This window comes from Aeromonas sp. R4-2 (assembly GCF_040908295.1).
Lineage (GTDB): Bacteria > Pseudomonadota > Gammaproteobacteria > Enterobacterales > Aeromonadaceae > Aeromonas > Aeromonas veronii.
Map to the genome: position 1 here is coordinate 695,807 of NZ_JBFODL010000014.1, position 19,408 is coordinate 715,214.

General features: G+C 61.0%; 22 protein-coding genes. 17 read left to right on the top strand and 5 right to left on the bottom strand.

The window, feature by feature from the left end:
* From AB5Y99_RS13645 to AB5Y99_RS13705, 13 genes are read left to right on the top strand one after another with little or no spacing between them, the layout of a single operon-like run.
* A complete protein-coding gene (locus AB5Y99_RS13645; RefSeq protein ID WP_005350403.1) occupies positions 1-204 on the top strand; it encodes a Flp family type IVb pilin in 204 nt (67 codons plus the stop codon).
* A 29-nt stretch (positions 205-233) separates the two neighbouring features.
* Positions 234-617: a prepilin peptidase gene (locus AB5Y99_RS13650; RefSeq protein ID WP_323891200.1), complete on the top strand. Its 384-nt coding sequence runs from the start codon at positions 234-236 to the stop codon at positions 615-617.
* 9 nt (positions 618-626) lie between these two features.
* A complete protein-coding gene (gene cpaB / locus AB5Y99_RS13655) occupies positions 627-1,517 on the top strand; it encodes a Flp pilus assembly protein CpaB (RefSeq protein WP_368209909.1) in 891 nt (296 codons plus the stop codon).
* 19 nt (positions 1,518-1,536) lie between these two features.
* Positions 1,537-2,934, top strand: a complete 1,398-nt coding sequence (locus AB5Y99_RS13660) for a pilus assembly protein N-terminal domain-containing protein (protein ID WP_323891120.1) — start codon at positions 1,537-1,539, stop codon at positions 2,932-2,934.
* Between the two features lie 11 nt (positions 2,935-2,945).
* Positions 2,946-3,506, top strand: coding sequence for a pilus assembly protein FlpD (locus AB5Y99_RS13665; protein ID WP_368209910.1), 561 nt, complete (start codon positions 2,946-2,948; stop codon positions 3,504-3,506).
* A 3-nt stretch (positions 3,507-3,509) separates the two neighbouring features.
* Positions 3,510-4,643, top strand: coding sequence for a P-loop NTPase (locus AB5Y99_RS13670; RefSeq protein WP_323891122.1), 1,134 nt, complete (start codon positions 3,510-3,512; stop codon positions 4,641-4,643).
* Positions 4,643-5,956 (top strand): CpaF family protein, encoded by a 1,314-nt coding sequence (locus AB5Y99_RS13675; RefSeq protein ID WP_323891123.1) that lies wholly within the window; start codon positions 4,643-4,645, stop codon positions 5,954-5,956. Before AB5Y99_RS13670 ends, AB5Y99_RS13675 begins: the two co-directional genes overlap by 1 nt.
* Positions 5,953-6,837 carry a type II secretion system F family protein gene (locus AB5Y99_RS13680; protein ID WP_323891124.1) on the top strand — a complete coding sequence of 295 codons (885 nt, stop codon included), beginning with the start codon at positions 5,953-5,955 and terminating at the stop codon, positions 6,835-6,837. The genes AB5Y99_RS13675 and AB5Y99_RS13680 overlap by 4 nt, the downstream gene beginning before the upstream one ends.
* Before the next feature lie 3 nt (positions 6,838-6,840).
* Positions 6,841-7,731 (top strand): type II secretion system F family protein, encoded by an 891-nt coding sequence (locus tag AB5Y99_RS13685; protein ID WP_368209912.1) that lies wholly within the window; start codon positions 6,841-6,843, stop codon positions 7,729-7,731.
* 19 nt (positions 7,732-7,750) lie between these two features.
* Positions 7,751-8,509: a lipopolysaccharide assembly protein LapB gene (locus AB5Y99_RS13690; protein WP_013723951.1), complete on the top strand. Its 759-nt coding sequence runs from the start codon at positions 7,751-7,753 to the stop codon at positions 8,507-8,509.
* On the top strand, positions 8,506-8,979 hold the full coding sequence (locus AB5Y99_RS13695; RefSeq protein WP_005359316.1) for a TadE/TadG family type IV pilus assembly protein: 474 nt from the start codon (positions 8,506-8,508) through the stop codon (positions 8,977-8,979). Before AB5Y99_RS13690 ends, AB5Y99_RS13695 begins: the two co-directional genes overlap by 4 nt.
* Positions 8,976-9,467 (top strand): pilus assembly protein FlpK, encoded by a 492-nt coding sequence (locus tag AB5Y99_RS13700; protein ID WP_323891126.1) that lies wholly within the window; start codon positions 8,976-8,978, stop codon positions 9,465-9,467. The genes AB5Y99_RS13695 and AB5Y99_RS13700 overlap by 4 nt, the downstream gene beginning before the upstream one ends.
* On the top strand, positions 9,467-10,852 hold the full coding sequence (locus tag AB5Y99_RS13705; protein WP_323891128.1) for a vWA domain-containing protein: 1,386 nt from the start codon (positions 9,467-9,469) through the stop codon (positions 10,850-10,852). Before AB5Y99_RS13700 ends, AB5Y99_RS13705 begins: the two co-directional genes overlap by 1 nt.
* A gap of 49 nt (positions 10,853-10,901) precedes the next feature.
* On the opposite strand, the gene yiaY is transcribed toward AB5Y99_RS13705, so the two are convergent.
* Positions 10,902-12,053, bottom strand: coding sequence for an L-threonine dehydrogenase (yiaY, locus tag AB5Y99_RS13710; RefSeq protein WP_368209914.1), 1,152 nt, complete (start codon positions 12,051-12,053; stop codon positions 10,902-10,904).
* A gap of 382 nt (positions 12,054-12,435) precedes the next feature.
* Between yiaY and udp the strand changes: the two genes are divergently transcribed.
* Positions 12,436-13,191 carry a uridine phosphorylase gene (gene udp / locus AB5Y99_RS13715; RefSeq protein ID WP_005337975.1) on the top strand — a complete coding sequence of 252 codons (756 nt, stop codon included), beginning with the start codon at positions 12,436-12,438 and terminating at the stop codon, positions 13,189-13,191.
* Between the two features lie 140 nt (positions 13,192-13,331).
* Here udp and AB5Y99_RS13720 read toward each other — a convergent pair whose 3' ends face one another.
* On the bottom strand, positions 13,332-14,060 hold the full coding sequence (locus tag AB5Y99_RS13720; RefSeq protein ID WP_368209915.1) for an RluA family pseudouridine synthase: 729 nt from the start codon (positions 14,058-14,060) through the stop codon (positions 13,332-13,334).
* Positions 14,061-14,282: 222 nt separating this feature from the next.
* On the opposite strand from AB5Y99_RS13720, the gene rihA reads away from it, so the two are divergent.
* The gene (gene rihA, locus AB5Y99_RS13725; RefSeq protein WP_201990447.1) at positions 14,283-15,218 is read left to right on the top strand and encodes a pyrimidine-specific ribonucleoside hydrolase RihA; all 936 of its coding nucleotides are present in this window, start codon (positions 14,283-14,285) and stop codon (positions 15,216-15,218) included.
* 33 nt (positions 15,219-15,251) lie between these two features.
* Positions 15,252-15,719 (top strand): hypothetical protein, encoded by a 468-nt coding sequence (locus tag AB5Y99_RS13730; RefSeq protein WP_120415200.1) that lies wholly within the window; start codon positions 15,252-15,254, stop codon positions 15,717-15,719.
* Positions 15,720-15,905: 186 nt separating this feature from the next.
* On the opposite strand, the gene AB5Y99_RS13735 is transcribed toward AB5Y99_RS13730, so the two are convergent.
* The 3 genes from AB5Y99_RS13735 to AB5Y99_RS13745 form a co-directional block, all read right to left on the bottom strand.
* Positions 15,906-16,199, bottom strand: coding sequence for a helix-turn-helix domain-containing protein (locus AB5Y99_RS13735; RefSeq protein ID WP_204827381.1), 294 nt, complete (start codon positions 16,197-16,199; stop codon positions 15,906-15,908).
* Positions 16,199-16,729 carry a DUF1523 family protein gene (locus tag AB5Y99_RS13740; RefSeq protein WP_005337948.1) on the bottom strand — a complete coding sequence of 177 codons (531 nt, stop codon included), beginning with the start codon at positions 16,727-16,729 and terminating at the stop codon, positions 16,199-16,201. The genes AB5Y99_RS13735 and AB5Y99_RS13740 overlap by 1 nt, the downstream gene beginning before the upstream one ends.
* A gap of 175 nt (positions 16,730-16,904) precedes the next feature.
* Complete coding sequence (locus AB5Y99_RS13745; protein WP_368209916.1) at positions 16,905-18,527, bottom strand: methyl-accepting chemotaxis protein; 1,623 nt, start codon at positions 18,525-18,527, stop codon at positions 16,905-16,907.
* A 232-nt stretch (positions 18,528-18,759) separates the two neighbouring features.
* On the opposite strand from AB5Y99_RS13745, the gene AB5Y99_RS13750 reads away from it, so the two are divergent.
* Positions 18,760-19,392, top strand: coding sequence for a LysE family translocator (locus AB5Y99_RS13750; protein ID WP_005344345.1), 633 nt, complete (start codon positions 18,760-18,762; stop codon positions 19,390-19,392).
* Positions 19,393-19,408: the final 16 nt, after the last annotated feature.

Consider the following 19,408-nt stretch of genomic DNA (forward strand, 5'->3'; position numbering starts at 1 on the left):
ATGACGATGCGAGTTTGGGATTACCTTCGTGACTACCTGAAGGATGAAAGCGGTGCCACAGCCATTGAATACGGCATCCTGGCTGCCGGGTTGGCGGCCGGGATCCTGGCCATATTTGGCTCGGACGGGATCTTCATCACGGCGTTGAAAGAGAAGTTCACCGCCATTGTTGCCGGGTTGAATATGGACGCGGCTGGCAAGTGATGGCGTGGGGGCAATGGCTCGCCACATTGATGGTCTGCTGGTGTATGGTCAGTGATTTGTTCGAACGGCGGATCCCCAATCTTGCGGTGCTGGTACTGGCCCTCTGGGTTGGCTGGTTGTTGCCGTTCAATCCGCTGTCACTGGTGTTGGCCATACTGACCTTGCTGTTGGGGCTGGTTGCCTATCACCGAGGCTGGTGTGGCGCCGGGGACAGCAAATTGCTGGCGGTCTGCCTCTATGGGGCAGGCGAGCAATGGCCCGAATTATTGCTGTTGATGGCGTTCTCCGGTGGCCTGCTCAGCCTAGTGTGTTTGATCCATAGCCGCCTGCGCCCTTCACCCAATCCAACTACTGTGCCTTATGGGGTTGCCATCCTCTGGGCGGCAGCTCTGACCACACCTCTATTTATGTAGTCACACCTTATGAAGAAACTCTTTTTGCTTATCGCTGCACTGCTGGTGCTGGCGGCGATGCTGGCTACCTTGTGGCCAGCTGAACCTGCGCCGCAGAGCGGTGCATCCCCACGGGATGCGCCAGCAGAATCGTTAGCGCCGGATCGGGTGGCCCAAGTGCTGGTTGCCGCCCATCGGGTACAGGCCGGCTCTTTCATCCATCCCGAAGATCTGCGCTGGCAAGCCCTTCCCGAAGCCGAAGAGAGGAACCTGCCGGGTCTCTTTCTGTTTGGTTTTACCGATACCAAGGCCCTCAAAGGGAGTCTGGTGACCCGCACGCTGGAGGCGGGCCAGATAGTCTCTGCCGATGATCTGGTTCGTCCCGAGCAGAGTCACTATCTCTCCGCCATGATGGCGCCGGGCATGCGAGCGGTGACGCTGGCGTTGGGGAGGGAGGCGGCCAGCCACGGCCTGATCCGGCCCGGTAACCGGGTGGATGTGATCCTCACCAGCAAGCATGCGCGTCAGCACAATGCCCAAGGGGCAGAGGTAACCAGCAATCAGTCGGCCGAGATCATTCTGACCGATATCAAACTGCTGGCCATCGACGCCCAGGTGACCGATATCGCTGCGCTCAACGGCAATCCTGCGGCACAGGATAACTTCGACCAGGTCGCCGTGACCTTCGAGGTGCCCCCCCGAGCGGCAGCACGCTTGTTGCTGGCACATCGCTTGGGAGAGCTGGCTCTGGTGCTGCGTTCGGCACAGAGCGCACCGGCGGGCAGCCCTGCGATGGCGCTGCCGGAGGGGAGTCTGATATGGGCTGAACAGGTTGCTCGCGGCCAGAACCCGAGAGCCATTCCAGGTCACGGGGTCAAGATCAGTTATGGCGATGGCAACGACCGAACCCGTCAACCCTAATCAACACAGAAAGGAAATGATGTTGCGAACATTTGCCATATTGCTCGCCATGCTGCCGCTCTGGGCCGCAGCCGCCGAGAGCCTGACGCTCACTCCCGAGCAATCCACCCTGCTCAATTTTGATGAACCTGTGCTGGATGCCTTTGTGGCCAATTCGGAGTTGGTCAGAGTACACAGCCCCTCTGAGCAGCAATTGCTGATCTATGGCCGCAAGGTGGGCCACACCGATCTGGTGGTGACCGCCCTCGATGGCCGAACCCTGGGTCACTATCGGGTAACCGTAGCCGCTGATCTCGCACCGCTTGAACAGCTGGCCCGTCAGCATTTCCCCCAGAGTCGACTCACCTTTAGCGAGTCGGGCGGTGCCATCGTAGTGGCAGGAGAGGTGACCAGCCCGCTGCAGGCGCACGAAATCCTCAGCATGGTGGAAGGCTTTGCCAAGGGACTGCAACCGCAATCCGTCGCCCAGAGTACGGTGATGGCCCCTTCGCCTCAGGCGGGTAATCAGGATGAAGGTGCAGCAGTCGCCGGTGGGGGCAGCGGTCAGTACGCCAATGTCATCAACCAGCTGCGACTGGCCGGATCGGATCAAATCAACATATCGGTGCGCATCGTCGAGATGCAGCGTACTACCAGTGAACAGCTGGGGCTGCGCTGGAGCGCGATGGGGGAGTATCTGCAGTTGGGGGTCTCGCCGGGTAACCGTTTCCCGAAGCCGCTGGAGCGAGGCAGCTGGACCGGCAAGAAAGATGTGGTCTACATCAACGCCATCATCGATGCGCTGGTGGAAAACAGCCTGGTCAATGTACTGGCCGAGCCCAACCTGACGGCCAAATCGGGAGAGGCAGCGACCTTTATGTCCGGCGGTGAGTTCCCCTTTCCGGTTGGCAACGGCGATAACGGGCCCGAGATTGAGTTCAAGAAGTTCGGCATCTCGCTGGAGCTGACGCCGACCTTGCTCGACAACAACCGTATCAGCCTGACGGTCTCCCCGGAAGTATCGACCCTGAGCCGGGAGAACAGCGTCACCATTGCCGGGGTCGTGGTACCGGGCATCGAGACGCGTCGTACCACCACCACCATCGAGCTGGCTGACGGCCAGAGCTTTGCGCTGGCAGGTCTGGTGCGTAGCCATCGCAACCAGAATAACGAAGCGCTGCCTTTCCTGGGAGAGATCCCCGGGCTGGCCCCCTTCTTTGGCAGCAACAGCTTCAAAAATCAGGAGAGCGAGCTGGTGATCATCGCCACTGCCCGCCTGGTGCAGCCCACCAGCGATCCCCTCTCCCTGTCGACGCCGCTGGATCATTATCGGGCTCCGAGTCGCTTCGAGCGACTGTTCTTCACCGACATGGGGTCAACCCAATTGCCGGCGGCGCAGACAACCCGCCTGTTCGGCAACTATGGCTACAGCTACTGAGGAGGATGACCATGTTGAAAGAGACGCTGTTGCTGGCCATGACGTTGCCGTTACTGGCTTGTACCACCCCACCTCCGGCTGCCCCTCTCAAGGATCAGTTGCAATTCCGGGTTGCCCCGTCGCAGTTGCAACAGCAGTTGCAATGGCAATTGGCCCCCCTGGCCAATCGGCTGGAGGCGGGCACCGTCACGCTGCAGATCAGCGGGCCGCAGCCAGCAAGCAATGCGCCAACGCCGGAGGCGCTGCGCCAGCAGCTGGCTCAGTGGCTGGCTCAGTGGCTGGCGCTTGATACCCGGCTCATCTTCACCCCGACCGGGCAAGGTGACTATCAGGTGCAACTCGATGCCACCTTGCAGCCGGATAGCTGCCGTTATGCCAGAGGCGGGGTGTCAGCCCCTGCCAGCGCCTGTCTGGTGCTGCGCAATCAATATCGTGCCCAAAGCCATGGCGAGCACTGGGCTCGTGGTGCCCGTTATGACGGCAGTGGTAGCGCCCTCGATGCCGGCGCGGTACAGCGCCTCTATCAGGGCAAGGCCAAATCGGCCAAGAAACAGCAGACGACCGGGGAGTAAGTCATGAGTGAACAAGCCAAACGGCTGGTGGCCGTGACGCGCCAGCCCGCCTTGAGTGCCGGGGTCGAGCGGGTGATGGCCGGGTTGAGCGATGTAGAGCACCTGCAGCTGACGGGCTCTCTGGCGGAGGCCAGAGCGCACTGCCTGGCTCACGGTGCGCCCGATATCTTGCTGGTGGAGGTGGAAAATCAGCAGACGCTGGCGGCCGATCTGGCGGCGCTTGCTGAATGTTGTCCACCCCAGATGCGGCTGGTGCTGCTTGGGGAGCGGGGAGATGTCGCCCTGTTTCGCTGGTTTATCTCGGTGGGGGTGGATGATTACTACCCGGCGCCGCTGGATCCTGATGCGCTTCGTGCAGGTCTGCTGCGTCTGCTGGGGGTGCCGCTGGTGACCTCCTTGCGTAAAGGGAGAGTGATCTGTGTCGTGGGGGCCGCGGGTGGCGTGGGCACCAGTACCGTCTGCGCCAATCTGGCACTGGAGCTGGCAGAGCAGCATCACCGTCAGGTGGCCCTGCTGGATCTCAATCTTTATCACAGCCGTCACCCCATTTTGCTGGGCAGCGACTATGCCCCGCCCGGCGAGCAGTGGTGGCAGGCAACCGATCGGTTAGATGGCACCCTGCTGGCCCACACCGCTCATCAACTCGGGCCACGGTTGTTCCTTTTCTATGACGAGGGCGCTGAGCTGGTGCTCGGCGCCGAGCAGCTGGTGGCCGCGGTCAATGTGATGGCGGAGCACTACAGCACCCTCATTATCGATGTGCCGGACCTGCGCAGCCATGGGTTACGCGCCTTGCTGCAAGAGGCAGATGTGGTGATCTGGTTGCACGATTTCAGTCTGGGGGCCTTGCGACTGCTGGGGAGCTTGCCCAAAGGGGGGCAGGCTCAACGTCACCTTCTGGTAGGCAACCATTGCCGCGGCAAGGAGGGGCGAGTGCCCGCCACGGAGCTGGAGCGGGTCTGTGGTCAACCTCATGCCGCCGTGTTGCCTTATGACCACGGCGCCTTTGTGCGAGCCGAGCGGGCCGGTATGGCGCTTATCAAGCAAAAAAGCAAACTGGCCCGAGCAATCAAGTGGCTGGCAGCCGAGCTGGTTGGCACCCAACCTGCGGGACGCCGCCGGGGAGGATTGCGCTGATGTTCGGACAAGCCAGCAATCGGCAGCCGCCGGTACAAGGGGCGCTGCTGACCATGTCTGAGGCGGCGCGCGAGGCGTTTTACGAGCTGGTGGAGCCCTCGGTGGCAGCCACCTTGCCCCGTGATGCATTGTTGGAGCGGGTCGCCAATGCCCTCGATCAGCTCTCGAGCCGCCGCATGCTCCCTTACAACCGTCAGGAGTTGCTCCTGCTGGGGCGGCAACTGGTGGACGAGATGGTTGGGGTCGGGCCGCTGCAACCCCTGCTCGATGATCCCGAGGTGTCGGACATTCTGGTCAATGGTCCGGACAAGGTCTATGTGGAGCGGCACGGCAAGCTGGTGTTATCAGGGGTGCGCTTTCGCGACCGTCAGCATGTGTTCAATGTGGCGCAGCGGATCGTCAATGCGGTGGGACGGCGGGTGGATGAGTCCACCCCCATGGTGGATGCCCGTCTGGCCGATGGCAGCCGGGTCAACGTCATTGCACCGCCTATCGCCCTGTGCGGTACCTCCATCTCCATTCGTAAATTCCCGAGTAGCCGCCTGACGTTGGCTCATCTGGTGGAGAAAGGGGCCTTGTCGGACGCCATGGCCCGCTTTCTCGGTCTGGCTGCTCGCAGTCGTTTCAACGTGTTGATCTCGGGGGGGACGGGGTCGGGCAAGACCACCCTGCTCAACGCCCTGAGCAAGCACATCAACGACGACGAGCGGATCATCACCATTGAGGATGCCGCCGAGCTCTCTCTTGAACAGCCGCACTGGGTACCGCTGGAGACGCGCAACGAGAGTGCCGAAGGCAAGGGGGAGGTGAGCGTGCGGGCGCTGGTGCGCAATGCGCTGCGGATGCGGCCGGACCGGATCATCTTGGGGGAAGTGCGCGGCGCCGAGGCGTTCGACATGCTGCAGGCGATGAACACCGGCCATGACGGTTCACTCTGCACCCTGCACGCCAACACCCCGGAAGATGCGCTGCTGCGCCTGACCAACATGTTGCAGATGGGGGCGGAGCGCCTCTCCGAGCAGATCATTCAGGCCCAGATCGCCAGCGCGGTGGATCTGGTGGTGCAACTGGAGCGAATGCGCGATGGTCAGCGCCGCATCACTGCCATCAGTGAAATCACGGCGCTGGAGGGGGGCCAGATCAGGATGCAACCGTTGTTTCGTTTCGTGCTGGAGTCCGAGCTGCATGGCAAGTTGCAGGGGCGCTTCATGGCCCATCCGCTCTCGGCCGGGGTACAAGAAAAGGCCCGTCAGGCGGGCCTGCTAACCGAGTTGCAGGCGTGCATGGATGAAGATGGGGAGGAGGGCGCATGAGTATGCTGTTATCCGTCTGCCTTGTCTGGGGGGCGGCTTGTCTGCTGCTCTGGCAGTGGCAGAGTCGGCGTGAAGCCTGGCTGCAACAGAGCCAGCGTTATGGCGGGCAACCAGAGTCCCGGGAGCCGGCGCGCCCCTTGCCCCAGTGGTATCAGCAGATGGTGACCATGGTGGGTCAGGAACAACTGACTCGCTGGTGCTGGCAGGGGCCGGCAGGCGCCGCACTTGCCTGCATCTTGCTGGTCGCCAATGGCATGCCGCTTTGGCTGGCGTTGTTGCTGGCGGTTGGCGGGGCACTGCTGCTTGGTCTGCTGCTCTATCAACAGCTGCAACAGCGGGCGCTGGAGCAGTTTCGCACCGGCCTGCCCGAGGTGATTGACGGGATGATCCGGGCGCTGCGGGTGGGGGCGCCGCTGGCCGATATTTTCCAGCAAGTGGCACGGCAGCAGCGCGGCTTGATGTCACGGCTGTTTGCCCAGATGCACGACGAGTTGCAGGTGGGGCAACCGGTAGCGCAGGTGATGCGACAGGCTGCAAGCAGGGTCACGGTGGCCGAGTTCCAGTTTCTGACCATAGTGCTCAGCCTGCAGCAAGAGACCGGTGGTCGCCTCTCCGACGTGCTGGCACAACTGGTCGAAACCCTGCGTGCCCGTCAGACCCTGGCGGCCAGCATCCAGACTATCACCGCCGAGAGTCGCAACTCTGCCAAGGTATTGGCCGCTCTGCCTGTCATCATCCTGCTGGTGCTGTTCAGTACCGGGCGGGAGCACTTTACCTATCTGATGACCACGGCCAGCGGCCAGTGGGTGATGGGATATGTCTCAATCAGCGTGGCGGTGGGGCTCTGGCTTATCCGCCGGCTCACGCGTCTGCAGGGGTAGGTCATGGCTGTTACCCAACTATTCGGATTGGCACTGCTGTCGCTTGCGCTTGCCGCTGTGACGGGCTGGTACGGTTACCAGCAACAGCAACAGCAACAGTGGCAACAACAGTGTCGCCGTTATGCCACTCTTGCCGCGGCAAAGGTGCCGGGGCGTGAGTGGCTGGCGTGGTGTGGTCGCGGTTATCCGGTGGGCGGCCGCGAGCAGGCACGCTTGCAGCAGTTACTGGCGCAAGCCGGGATCTTTGCCAGCCAGGGTTTTGACCGGTTACGGGGTGCCAAGCTGCTGGGGGGGCTGGGGTTGGCCATCATGGTGCTGACATGGCGCCTGCTGGTTGCCCCCGCCGATGGATTCACCCTGATGTGGGTACTGATGGCCTATGTGGTGGGGGCCGGTTTGCCGGAGCGCTGGCTGCAGTGGCGGGCCCGCAAGGTCAAGGCAGCTCAGCAGAAGGTGGTGCCTGATGCCATCGACCTGCTGGTGATCAGTGTCGAGGCGGGGCTTGCGCTGGATCGGGCGTTGCTGCGAGTGGGCCACTATCTGGAGGCGTTGGAGCCGTGGCTTGCCCGGCAATTCTTGCGTACTCATGCCGAGATCCAGATGCGCGGCGATCAGGCCAGCTGTCTGGCACGGCTTGCCTGGCGGACCGGCTTGCCCGAGCTGGATCGTCTCGCCAACACCTTGCAGATGGCTCAGCAGTACGGGTCGCCATTGGCCGAGACCATGCGCACCATTAGTCAGGAGGCGCGCCAGATGCGACGACTGGCACTGGAGGAGCAGGCTGGCTCCCTGCTGGGCAAGATCACCCTCATCCAGATGGCGCTCATCATGTTGCCCATGCTGGTGCTGATCATTGCCCCCACCCTCAATTTGTTGATCAACAGCCTGCGTTGAGCAGGCGATGGAATCGGATATGAAATCGAGCTATTACCTCATTTTTATCTCGCTGCTTCTGCTGGCGGGATGCAGCAGCCATGGTGATGCATCGGCGCAGAGTCAAAGCAATGGCATGGCGGTGGCCAAGGCCGCTTTTGATTCTGCCCAGTATGAGAAGGCTGAACGCCTCTATCTGGCGCTCTTGAGCAGTGATGCCTCGCTGGAAGAGGCGCAGCTGATGCTGGCGCGAACCCGTTATCAGCAAGATAAAAAGCAGGCCGCGCGCGATGGTCTGCAACAGCTGCTAGACCGCGCTGGCAAGCAGGCACCGGAGGCGGCCAATTATCTGGGCAAGTTCCTGCTCGATGATGGTCGTACGGAGGAGGCCGCAACCGCTTATCGTCAAGGACTCGCCTTGCCGGAGCTGACACCGCTGGCACGGGCCCGGCTCAGCAACGGGCTGGGGGTTGCCAGTCTGCGGCAGGGGGCGTTTGCCAAAGGGCGAGCGCTGTTTGAGGCGGCGGTCGCCGCTGCTCCGGATGAGCCTGACTATCGCGGCAATCTGGCATTGGGCTGGCTGATGGAGGGTAACCGGGTCGCAGCTCGTCAGGCCTTCGAGCCGCTGCTGCATTATCAGAGCCTGCCACCCCAGGTGGAGATGAACTACGCCCTGCTGCTGCTGGCCGAGGGCAATGAACCTCAGGCTCGCCTCATCCTGTCGCGCTTTCTCAGTGCCAGCCAGCTGGAACACGATATCCGGCTGCTCAAGGCGCAACTCAGAGGGCAGTCTGTGTGAATCATCAGCGTGGCGTGGCCAGCATCGAACTGGTGATCATCTTGCCACTGCTGTTGGCGTTGTTGCTGCTGGTGGTGGATGTGCTGCGGATACAGCTGCAATACAGCACCCTGGAGTATGGCCTGCGCGCTGCATTGCGGGAGCTGCAGGCCGAGTCGGCCGCCGGGCGGATCCCTTTGGCTGGCGCTATTCGGGAGCGGTTACTCAAGCAAGGGCACGGTGAATTGGCCGGGGTGGAGGTGACTGTCAGGCATCATGTGTCACTTGCAGCCATGTTGGGACAACAAGAGGGGGGACTGGATCCTGGCAGTGACACCCGTGCGCCTGCCGATCCCGTGCTGGAGGTGACTGCCAGACTTCGCCCCCGTTTGCTGCTGACCCCGAGCTGGCTGGTGGCCGATCGCCAGCTGGGTTATCAGAGCACATTGTTGTTGCTGACTGACCGGTTGCCGGCAGGTGGTGCAGGATGAGCAGAACCATCTCTCGACCCGCACAAAACAGAGGGAGCATCAGCATCGAGGCGATGCTGTTTATCCCCGCGCTGCTGGCCCTGCTCAGTTTTGGCAACGAGGCATTGCAACTGCTGCGCCTTGAACAGCGGTTGCACAATGTGGCCTATAACGTGACGCAGATCGTGACCCAGCAAGGGGTCACGCAGGATGCGGCGGCAGTTTCCCAGCTGGCGTTTTATCAAGGATTTGTGCAGCAGCAACTGGCGGCTCTGCATGGTGGGCAAGCGGCGTTGACCATAGAGCAGTACAACAGCGCCAGTGGTGAACTGTTGCCGCTGTTGCAGGGAAGTGGCTGTGCTGGGCAGGGCAATTGGCCGCCGCTGCGGATTGGCACCTTGATGCGGGTGACCCTCTGCTATCGCCCAGATTTGGAAGGGGGGGGTATGTTTCGCCGCCTGTGGGGCGATCGTGCGTTGACCACCCACTTTATTCAGGAGGTTCACTGATGCCACTATTGTCTGAACAGCGTGGCGGCTTATCACCGGCATTCGCCTTGATGCTGGTCGGGGTATTGGCGCTGACCGGTGTCGCCATCGAGCTGGTGCGCGGTTACAACGGCCAGAGTCTGCTCAGCGCCGCTGCCGATGCAGTTATCTACTCTGCGGCAGATAGCGACACCGCCCTGCAAGATGCTCAGGCGCTGATGCAGGCCAATCTGAGCGGGCGTAATCTGCAGGTGGCTACTCCCCGCCTGAACCAGGGAGAGCAGGGGGCGCACGTGATCTTGCAGGGAAAAGTTCCCGCTCTGATGGATCTCTCGGTGATAGATGAAGGGGAGGAGGGGATGCCGATTGCGGCGGCAGCGCGTGCCAGCAGTGCACGAAGCCGAATCGAAGTCGCGCTGGTGCTGGATATTTCCGATTCCATGTCAGGTGCACCCATGAAGGCGATCAAGCTGGGCCTTGTCGAGTTTGGCGAGGTGCTGTTTGGTCGCGAGCGGCGCAATCAGGATCGGGTGGTCAGCATCATTCCCGCCACCGGGCTGGTCAATATCGGCGATCATCCCGAGCTGTTTCATCCCGAAAGCATCGAAATTCCCTTCGGGTTGCGGACGCTGGCAGAGGAGCGTGGTTGGCTCAATCTGTTGTCGCGAGAGGTGCCTGGGCGTCAACGCAAGGCATTCTGTGCCAGATTGCCGGAGCATGTGGATGGTATCGATCGGGTGGCAGAGGTCACGCCCGGCTGGATCCGCAAACTGGAGCAGGCCCCGCGGGATGAACTGCGGCCCCATCTTTTTTACAGCACCAAGCCTCCCCCCATTGCCCGTTATGGCGATGGGACGCCCTTGCTGGCCTTTGCGCCCAAAGAAAATCCGCTGGATCGCTATCTGGAGAACCGCCGTGACAAGCTCGGTATTTTCGATGATGCAGATTGCGGGGTGAGCCCCATTCAGGCGCACCTGTCGACCCGTGCCGACTATCGTCAGGCGCTTGATACCCTCTATGCCGCATTCAATACCAACACGGCAGAGGGGGTGATGTGGGGTTGGCGGCTGCTTTCACCAGAGTGGCAGGGACGCTGGCGGCAGGGGGCGGCAGCCTTGCCGCGCTCATATGGATTGCAGGATAACCGCAAGATCATGGTGCTGTTTTCTGATGGGGAGCACATGGGGCCCGAGGCAGCATTGCGGGATCGCAAGCAGTTGCTGTTATGCCGGGAGATGAAACGCAAGGGGATCCAGATCTACACGGTGGCGTTCGAAGGGGATACCCGTTTCGTGGCCCAGTGTGCCAGTGATCGCTCCCTGGCCTTCAAAGCAACCAAAAGCAATATTCGTACTGTGCTGACCCGGTTGGCGAGCTCCATCAACGATGTCGTGTTGACGAAATAATGCAAAGAGGGGCCTGATCGGCCCCTCACTATTCAAGGTGTTAACAGGGTTACATCGCCGCGCGGAAGATGGCTACGATCTCTTCGTGGCTGGCCTGTTGCGGGTTGGTGAAACCGCAGGCATCTTTCAGGGCGTTGCTGGCCAGGGTATCGAAGTCATCGGCTTTGACGCCGAGTTGCTCCAGACCGGCCGGGATCTTCACATCCAGCGCCAGCTGCTTGATGGCGGCAATGGCAGCGGCAGCGCCCTGCTCGTCGCTCATGGCGCTCACGTCAACACCCATGTAGCGGGCCACATCCTTCAGACGAGCCGCGCTCACCTGGGCGTTGAACGCCTGAACGTGGGGCAGCAGCACGGCGTTGCAGACGCCATGGGGCAGGTCATAGAAGCCGCCCAGCTGGTGGGCCATGGCGTGCACGTAGCCCAGGCTTGCGTTGTTGAAGGCCATGCCGGCCAGGAACTGGGCATAGGCCATCTGCTCGCGGGCATGCAGATCATCACCATGGTTGACGGCGGTGCGCAGGTGCTTGGCAATCAGCTCGATGGCCATCACGGCGCTGGCATCGGTCACCGGGGTGGCGATGGTGGAGACATAGGCTTCGATGGCGTGGGTCAGGGCATCCATACCGGTGGCGGCGGTGAGACCCTCCGGCTTGGCCAGCATCAGCTCGGGATCGTTGACCGACATCAGCGGGGTAACGTGCTTGTCGATGATGGCCATTTTCACGTGGCGCGCTTCGTCGGTGATGATGCAGAAGCGGGTCATCTCGGAGGCGGTACCGGCGGTGGTGTTGATGGCGATAAGCGGCAGCTGCGGCTTGGCGGAGCGATCCACCCCTTCGTAATCCTTGATGCTGCCACCGTTGGCGGCGACCAGCGCGATGCCCTTGGCGCAGTCGTGGGGCGAGCCGCCACCCAGCGAGATGACACAATCGCAGCCGTTGGCCTTGATCATCGCCAGACCCGCTTCGACGTTGCTGGTAGTGGGGTTGGGTTTGGTCTCATCGAAAACTGCGCTTTCAATGCCATGTTCAGCCAACAGGGTGGTGAGCTTGGCGACCACGCCGATCTGGTTGAGGATTTTGTCGGTGACGATCAGCGCCTTGCGATAGCCGTAACCCTTGATATCGGCGGCAGCCTCTTGCAGACAGCCGGCACCCATCAGGTTGATAGCGGGAATATAGAATTTGAATGTAGCCATGATGGACTTCCTATAGTTAGCCATTAAGTGGTAGTTGAGAGCTAGGCTACCATCTAGAAAGGGATACAAAAGCATCTTGTTTACAACTTTACGGGGTCGATCACGAGTCGTTAATTAAGCGCTGAACCAGGCTTGACTTTCCCGCATCTGACTTGATTTGTAGAAAAACGTTTGTCAATTATTTCATTGAGTTAGCAAACGTTTTGCGCAATGTTTGTCACTGTCAATGCGTGGAAGTGTGAGGCGCTTCAAGGAATTGGAAAGCGCTTTCGACCATAGTTGGCGCCTCCCCGAAGAGGGGGGTAAAGGCTTGAAAGTATCATAAAGAATCATCTTAACTTGTGCCCTGACCATGCTGGCAGGGGGCAACCAGGAGTCCAATATGTCTGATGTATTTCACTTGGGTTTGAAGAAAGCGGATCTGCAAGGCGCCACCCTGGCGATCGTCCCCGGTGACCCCGAGCGCGTGAAGCGTATCGCAGAGCTGTTGGATAACCCGGTGCACCTGGCCAGCCATCGTGAATTCACTACCTGGCGCGGCGAGATGGACGGCAAGGCCGTGATTATCTGCTCTACCGGTATCGGTGGCCCGTCCACCTCCATCGCGGTAGAAGAGCTGGCCCAGCTGGGTATCCGCACCTTCCTGCGTATCGGTACCACCGGCGCCATCCAGCCGCACCTGAACGTGGGTGACGTGATCGTGACTACCGGTTCCGTGCGCCTCGACGGTGCCAGCTTGCACTTTGCACCGATGGAGTTCCCGGCTGTTGCCGACTTCGACTGCACCACCGCGCTGGTGAACACCGCCAAAGAGATGGGCTCCAAGCTGCACATCGGTGTGACTGCCTCCTCTGACACCTTCTACCCGGGTCAGGAGCGTTACGACACCGTATCCGGCCGCGTAGTGAGCCGTTTCCAGGGTTCCATGAAAGAGTGGCAAGCCATGGGCGTGCTGAACTATGAGATGGAATCTGCAACCCTGCTGACCATGTGCTCCAGCCAGGGCCTGCGTGCCGGTATGGTGGCTGGCGTTATCGTCAACCGTACCCAGCAAGAGATCCCGAACGCCGAGACCATGGCGAAGACCGAATCTGATGCCATCAAGATCGTACTGGGCGCTGCCCGCAAGCTGATCTGATAGCACCACACCGAGTGGGGGGTGGGGGCCGTTGCGAAAGCGCGGCCCCTATCTTTATCCGCCGTTTGCCGCTTTTCCTCTCCCGTCACGCCTTTCACTGATCCCGTTGCACTCGCGCTGGTTGTCTCTACTTATTGCTCCTAAAAAGGCGCTGCACAGCGGATCTGCATCGGCTCGCCGCTCACCGGATGAACAAAATCCAGCTCGCTGGCATGCAGCATCAGCCGTGGCGCCTGTTCGCAGCCGGGGGGCAGCAGGCCACCATAGAGATCGCAGCCGAGGATGGGGTGACCCAGCAGCTGGCTGTGGATGCGCAGCTGATGGGTGCGGCCGGTCTCCGGCACCAGCCTTACCCGGGTCAGTGGCACGGTTTGTCCCTGCATCTGCGGCTCCAGCCGCTCAACCACCTGATAGCGGGAGCGGGCGGGTTTGCCGCTGGCGGCGCTGATCTTCATTAGCGGAAAGAGGGCGGGATCCTTGGCGATGGGGGCGTCGATAACTCCTTCGTCGTCAATCAGATGACCGCAGAGCAGGGCGCTGTAGGCCTTGCTCACCGCCCGCTGGCTGAACTGCTGGCAGAGCAGGGCATTGATGGCCTTGTTTCTGGCCACCACCATGATGCCTGAGGTGCCAAAATCTAGGCGATGCACCAGGGTACAGCCGGGGTAATCCTGCACCAGTCGATAATGCACCGAGTCGAGGTTCTGCGGATTTTTGCCCGAGAGGCTCAGCAGGCCGCTTGGCTTGTTGATGAGCAGCAGGTGTTCATCCTCGAACAGGATCTCGATGGCGGCATTGCAGGGCGGGGCGATAAAGGTGTCGACGATAACGGACATAGGTGGCACAGGCTGGAAACGGGGGGCGATCATACCCGAACCGGCGCTGCCGGGCGAATGGGCGGTGCGCTGCTTCGGAAAATGAACGGCATGACGTCATGCAACCTCTTGATAATGAGCCGCGTTGAGCGATGCGGCGTGCCGTGCAAACCACCCAGGTCAGCAACAAGGCCCCGTTTTGTGACCCCCTCCCGAGTTCATCCGAGGCTTGCTTGTTAAGGTATGGCTCCCTGTTATGTTGTAAGGACTCATCCCATGGCACTGCCCGTTATTCTCGATTGTGATCCCGGCCACGACGACGCCATCGCCCTCATTCTTGCGCTGGCCAGCCCTGAACTTGACGTGCTGGCGGTCACCACCAGTGCGGGCAACCAGACGCCGGACAAGACCCTCAACAATGCCCTGCGCATCCTCACCTTGCTGGGACGGGACGATATTCCGGTGGCGGCCGGGGCGCTGAAACCGCTGGCCCGCGAGCTGATCATCGCCGACAACGTTCACGGCGAATCGGGTCTCGATGGCCCCAAACTGCCGGATCCCGCCTTTGCACCGCAGGGGATGACGGGGATCGAGCTGATGGCCAAATGTCTGCGCGAGAGCGCGGAGCCCGTGACTTTGGTGCCGACCGGCCCACTCACCAATATCGCCCTGCTGCTGGCGGCTCACCCCGAGCTCAAACCCAGGATCGCTCGCATCGTGCTAATGGGGGGCGCCGCAGGGGCCGGCAACTGGACGCCTGCTGCGGAATTCAATATTTATGTGGACCCGGAAGCGGCCGATATGGTCTTCAAGTCGGGCATCCCCATCACCATGTGCGGCCTCGATGTGACCCATGAGGCGCAGGTAATGGACGAGGATATCGAGCGGGTACGCGCCATCACCAATCCGGTGGCCCAGTGCGTGGCCGGGCTGCTCGACTTTTTCATGATCTACCATCGGGATCCCAAGTGGGGATTTGCTGGTGCACCGCTCCACGACCCCTGTACCATTGCCTGGTTGCTGGCTCCCGAGCTGTTCCACGGGGTCGAGTGCCGGGTCGATATCGAGACCCGGGGGGAGCATACCGTGGGGATGACGGTGGTGGATCGTTATGGTCTCTCCGGCAAGCCAGCCAATGCGCTGGTATTGTTGGGGCTTGATCGTCCGGGCTTTATCGATCTGCTGGTGACGCGGCTGCGGGCGTTTGACTGAGCGCCGGTTCATTTTTGCAAGAAGGGGCGGGGAATGTGGAAGAGAGGCTTAGTGCTGCTGGCCGGGTTGCAACTGATGGGCTGTGCGACGCCATTCGAGCGGATGTGGCAGGGGCTGGCGACCTGTGAATTTACCGATCTCTATGTGGATGAGACGGGCAGGCCCGCCAATCTACAATTGGCCAACTACACCCCCTACAAGGTGAGCGACGGCTTTGCCTGGTACAAGGTGCACGAGGAGCTGCACGGCTTGCCGGTGGTCGGTTTTATCGTGCCCGCTTCCAGCTTCGAAGTGCATGCCCTCTTTGTCGATACCCCCATCGCCAATGCCCGCCGGTTGACCCACAACGCCTACGGCAGCGAGTTTGGTGACGAGCAGAAGCATGACGAGGGGTTGGCGCCCCTATTGCTGCGCGATCCCAACAACCCCAAGCGCTCCATCATCGACTGCACCCGCGGTGAGTCAGACGGGGAGCTTGAAGATTCGGCCATGCCCGAGTAGAGCCACCTGTTAGGCCATCGGCCTGAAAAAAGAGGGGCCAGCCTTGTCGGCTGGCCCCTCTTTTTTATTGTTGCTTAGCGCCCTGATCAGGGATAGCTCAACGTCTCCTTGATAAGCGGCAGTTGAGCCTTGATCCATGCCGGATTGCAATAGGTTCCCCAGTCGCAGGCCTGACTCGACATCATTTCAGGGATAGCTCAACGTCTCTTTGATAAGCGGCAGTTGAGCCTTGATCCATGCCGGATTGATGGGGCCCCAGTCGCTGATGCGGTAGTGTCCCTGCAGGTGGCGAGCCCCCTCGGTCTGCTCGAAGGCGCAACTGATGTCGAGCTCGGCCAGCGCGCTCAGGGTATCTTGCGCGGTGCGGCGCGGCATGCCGGTTGCCTCCATGATGGCGGGCACCGTATCCGTGCCTTGGCTGATCAGCCAGGCCACGTAGAGCCGCCGGTAGAAACTGGTGCGGGTCTTGCTCGGCTCCATCAGATCTCATCCTCAAGACGATCGAAGTAGCGCCAGGTTGCGATGGCGGCTTTGCCCATCACCAGTGCCCAGAGGCCGAACCAGAACCAGCGGAAGAAGCTCCAGGTGGAGGCGTCAGGCTCTGTGCTCTCGATCTTGGTGACGTTGGGGAACATGGAGAACATGTTCACGCGCCAGCCGTAGGAGGTGATGATGGCTAGGCGTTTCTCGAACTCCATCGACTTGGCCTTGGCCTGGACGTCGGCGGCGTTGAACTTAAAGTAGAAGGGCCAGCCCCACTCGGTATCTTCATTGCGAAACACCCGGATCTTCTCGCCGGGGCGCTCGGTGTAGATGTAATAGACGTCGGTGGTGGGGCCGTCAGCCGGGTTTTTCTGGCTGATGGGGCCATCCTTGTCGGTGCGCTTCACCTCGACCCCGGTGATGGTAGCGATGGTGTGCTCCGGCAGGTAGTAGTCGAGCCAGGCGGCGGAAATGAGGGCGATGAGCCCCAAGGCGATAAAAGCGGGTTTCTTGAATCTCAGGCTCATGGTGTGCTCACGTGAGGGGGAGTAACGTGCCTCTACCATACCGATATTTGACAGGGCAGCCCAGCCCCTTATGGCGCCACAAGCCAAAAAATGGCGTTTAAAACAGATACAAAGCCATTGATCCATCAACAAGAAAGGCCCTTGCGGGCCTTTTTGTCTGGTTCACTTTGTGCGCTTACAGCTGGAATTGGGCCAGCTGCTTGCGTTGCTGCTCGGCGAGCTGGGAGAGTTCGTTGCTGGCACTGGCGCTCTGGCTGATGCCGGCGGAGCTCTGGCTCACGATCTCGTGAATATTGGTGATGTTGCGGTTGATGTCGGCAGTGACGCAGGACTGCTCCTCGGCGGCGGTGGCGACCTGGGCGTTGGCGTCGTTGATCTGGCGCACGGCACCGGTAATGCCGCTTAGCAGGTCCTGCACCTGAGCGGACAAGCGCTGGTTATGGCTGAGGATCTCCAGAGTCTCCTGTACGCCGTTGTTGGCGGATTGGGACTGGCTCTGCAGCTGCTCGATGATGGCCTGGATCTCCTTGGTGGAGTCCTGGGTACGGGCCGCCAGCATTCTCACCTCGTCGGCCACCACCGCAAAACCACGACCCGTTTCACCGGCACGGGCCGCTTCGATGGCGGCATTGAGCGCCAGCAGGTTGGTCTGCTCGGAGATCCCCTGAATCACTTCAATTACCTTGCCGATCTGCTCGGACTGGGATTTGAGCTGAGCCACGATGGCGGCGGCATCTTCCAGACTGCCTGCCATCCGGCTGTTGGCGGCGATGCTTTCGGTAAAGAGGGCGAGCCCCTGTTCGACCCGGCCATTGGCATCCCGCGCCAGCTCATCGGCGATGGTGGCGTTGTGGTTGACGTTGTCAGCGGTGCTGGAGAGTTCGGTCACGGCGGAGGCGACCTGTTCGATCTCGCTGTGCTGCTGCTTTGCATTGGCCTCTGACTGGGTCATCACGGCGGCCAGCTCGGTGGCGGCGGAGGCGACGCTGTTGCTGATCCCGGTCAGGTTCTCGATGGTGCTACCAAGTTGCCCCAGAGTGAGGTTGATATCTTTGGCCAGACGGGTCAGCTCGTTGTTGCCCTCCGCTTTGGCGCGAACGTTGAAGCGCCCTTGCGCCACGGCGTGCATCACCTCTTGCAACTGACCGATGGGGCTGACGATACGACCGGAGAGGACCCAGCCGCAGATCAGCGCCGCCAGCAGGGTACCGGCGGTGAGCAGCAGGGTACGCAGCAGGGTGGCGTCGTAGTGGGCCTGCTCTTCGGCCAGCTCTTGCTGGATCAGCTGGTTGATGTGGGCGGACATGCTGTCGATCTGCTTGATCAGCTGTTCACCCAGCTCGCGGAAATGGAGGCGAGCCGCCTCGTAGGCGACCGGATCGCCGCCACCCTGATGTTTTTGCGCCAGCAGCGGCAGCATGTTGCTGCGGGTATGGTTGAGGTAGGCCTGCAGGGCGGCAGCGACCTGACGGTTATCCTGCTCGGCACCGGGGAGCACCAGACGGCCGAGGATGGCGTTGATCTCCTGCTCGGCGCTGTTGAGGTTTGCGGGCAGTGCGGCAAACAGCTTGGCATCGTAGAGGCCATAGATGGCGCTGGTGCGCAGCCGGTAGGTGGCGTGGATCAGTTTGGCAATATCGTCCTTGTGCTGGACCACGCTCTGGGTCGTCTCATCTATGTCATTGATGGCTTCATCCAGACCCTGTTTGCTGATGGCGATCATCACCATCATCAGCAGGCTGGCCAGCAGCAAAGGTATCAAGACCTGGACACGTATTGATAGATTATTCAATGACATAAATGGCTCTAATCCGGAATTGGAGGAGCCGACATCTTACACATGCACGTCAGGAGCTGTCACAGGCTTTTATTGCTGAAATGTGCTGAAGAAAAGGTTTTTTCTTGTGGGAAAGGAGCCGTTTAGGCATGATTGAGCGCTTTATCCCCTGAATATGTGGTACAACTGGCTGGGTTGTGTCAATCCTGTCCCGTTTTCGTGATTTCCCGCTCTCGTCATATGGAGGTGTGTTGTGTCCAGCTGGATCGATCCGGCCATTCTGGCTCTGTTTATCCCGACCTTTTTCTTTGTCTCGGTGACCCCCGGCATGTGCATGACCCTGTCGATGACCCTGGGGATGAGCCTGGGGGTGCGCCGCACCCTGCACATGATGTGGGGGGAGCTGATCGGTGTCGGGCTGGTCTCGGTGCTGTCGGTGATCGGGGTGGCAGCCATCATGCTCAACTATCCGGGGATCTTCGCCGCCTTCAAATATGTGGGGGGGGCCTATCTGGTGTGGCTCGGCATTCAGATGTGGCAGGCCAAGGGGAAGATGGCCATTCCGGCGGATCTCTCGGCCGGTCAGCAGACCAGCGCCATGGGGCTGGCGCTGCAGGGCTTTGTCACCGCCATCGCCAATCCCAAGGGGTGGGCCTTCATGATCTCCTTGCTGCCCCCCTTTATCTCTGCCGACAAGCCGATGGCGCCGCAGATCAGCGCGCTGGTGGCGCTGATCCTGGTCATCGAGTTCTCCTGCCTGTTGCTCTACGCCAGCGGTGGCCGCACTCTGCGCCACTTCCTCGCCAAGAGCGGCAACGTCACCCTGATGAACCGCATCGCCGGTACCCTGATGCTGGGGGTGGGAGTCTGGCTGGCGCTCGGGTAAGAGCTGTCAGTGACCC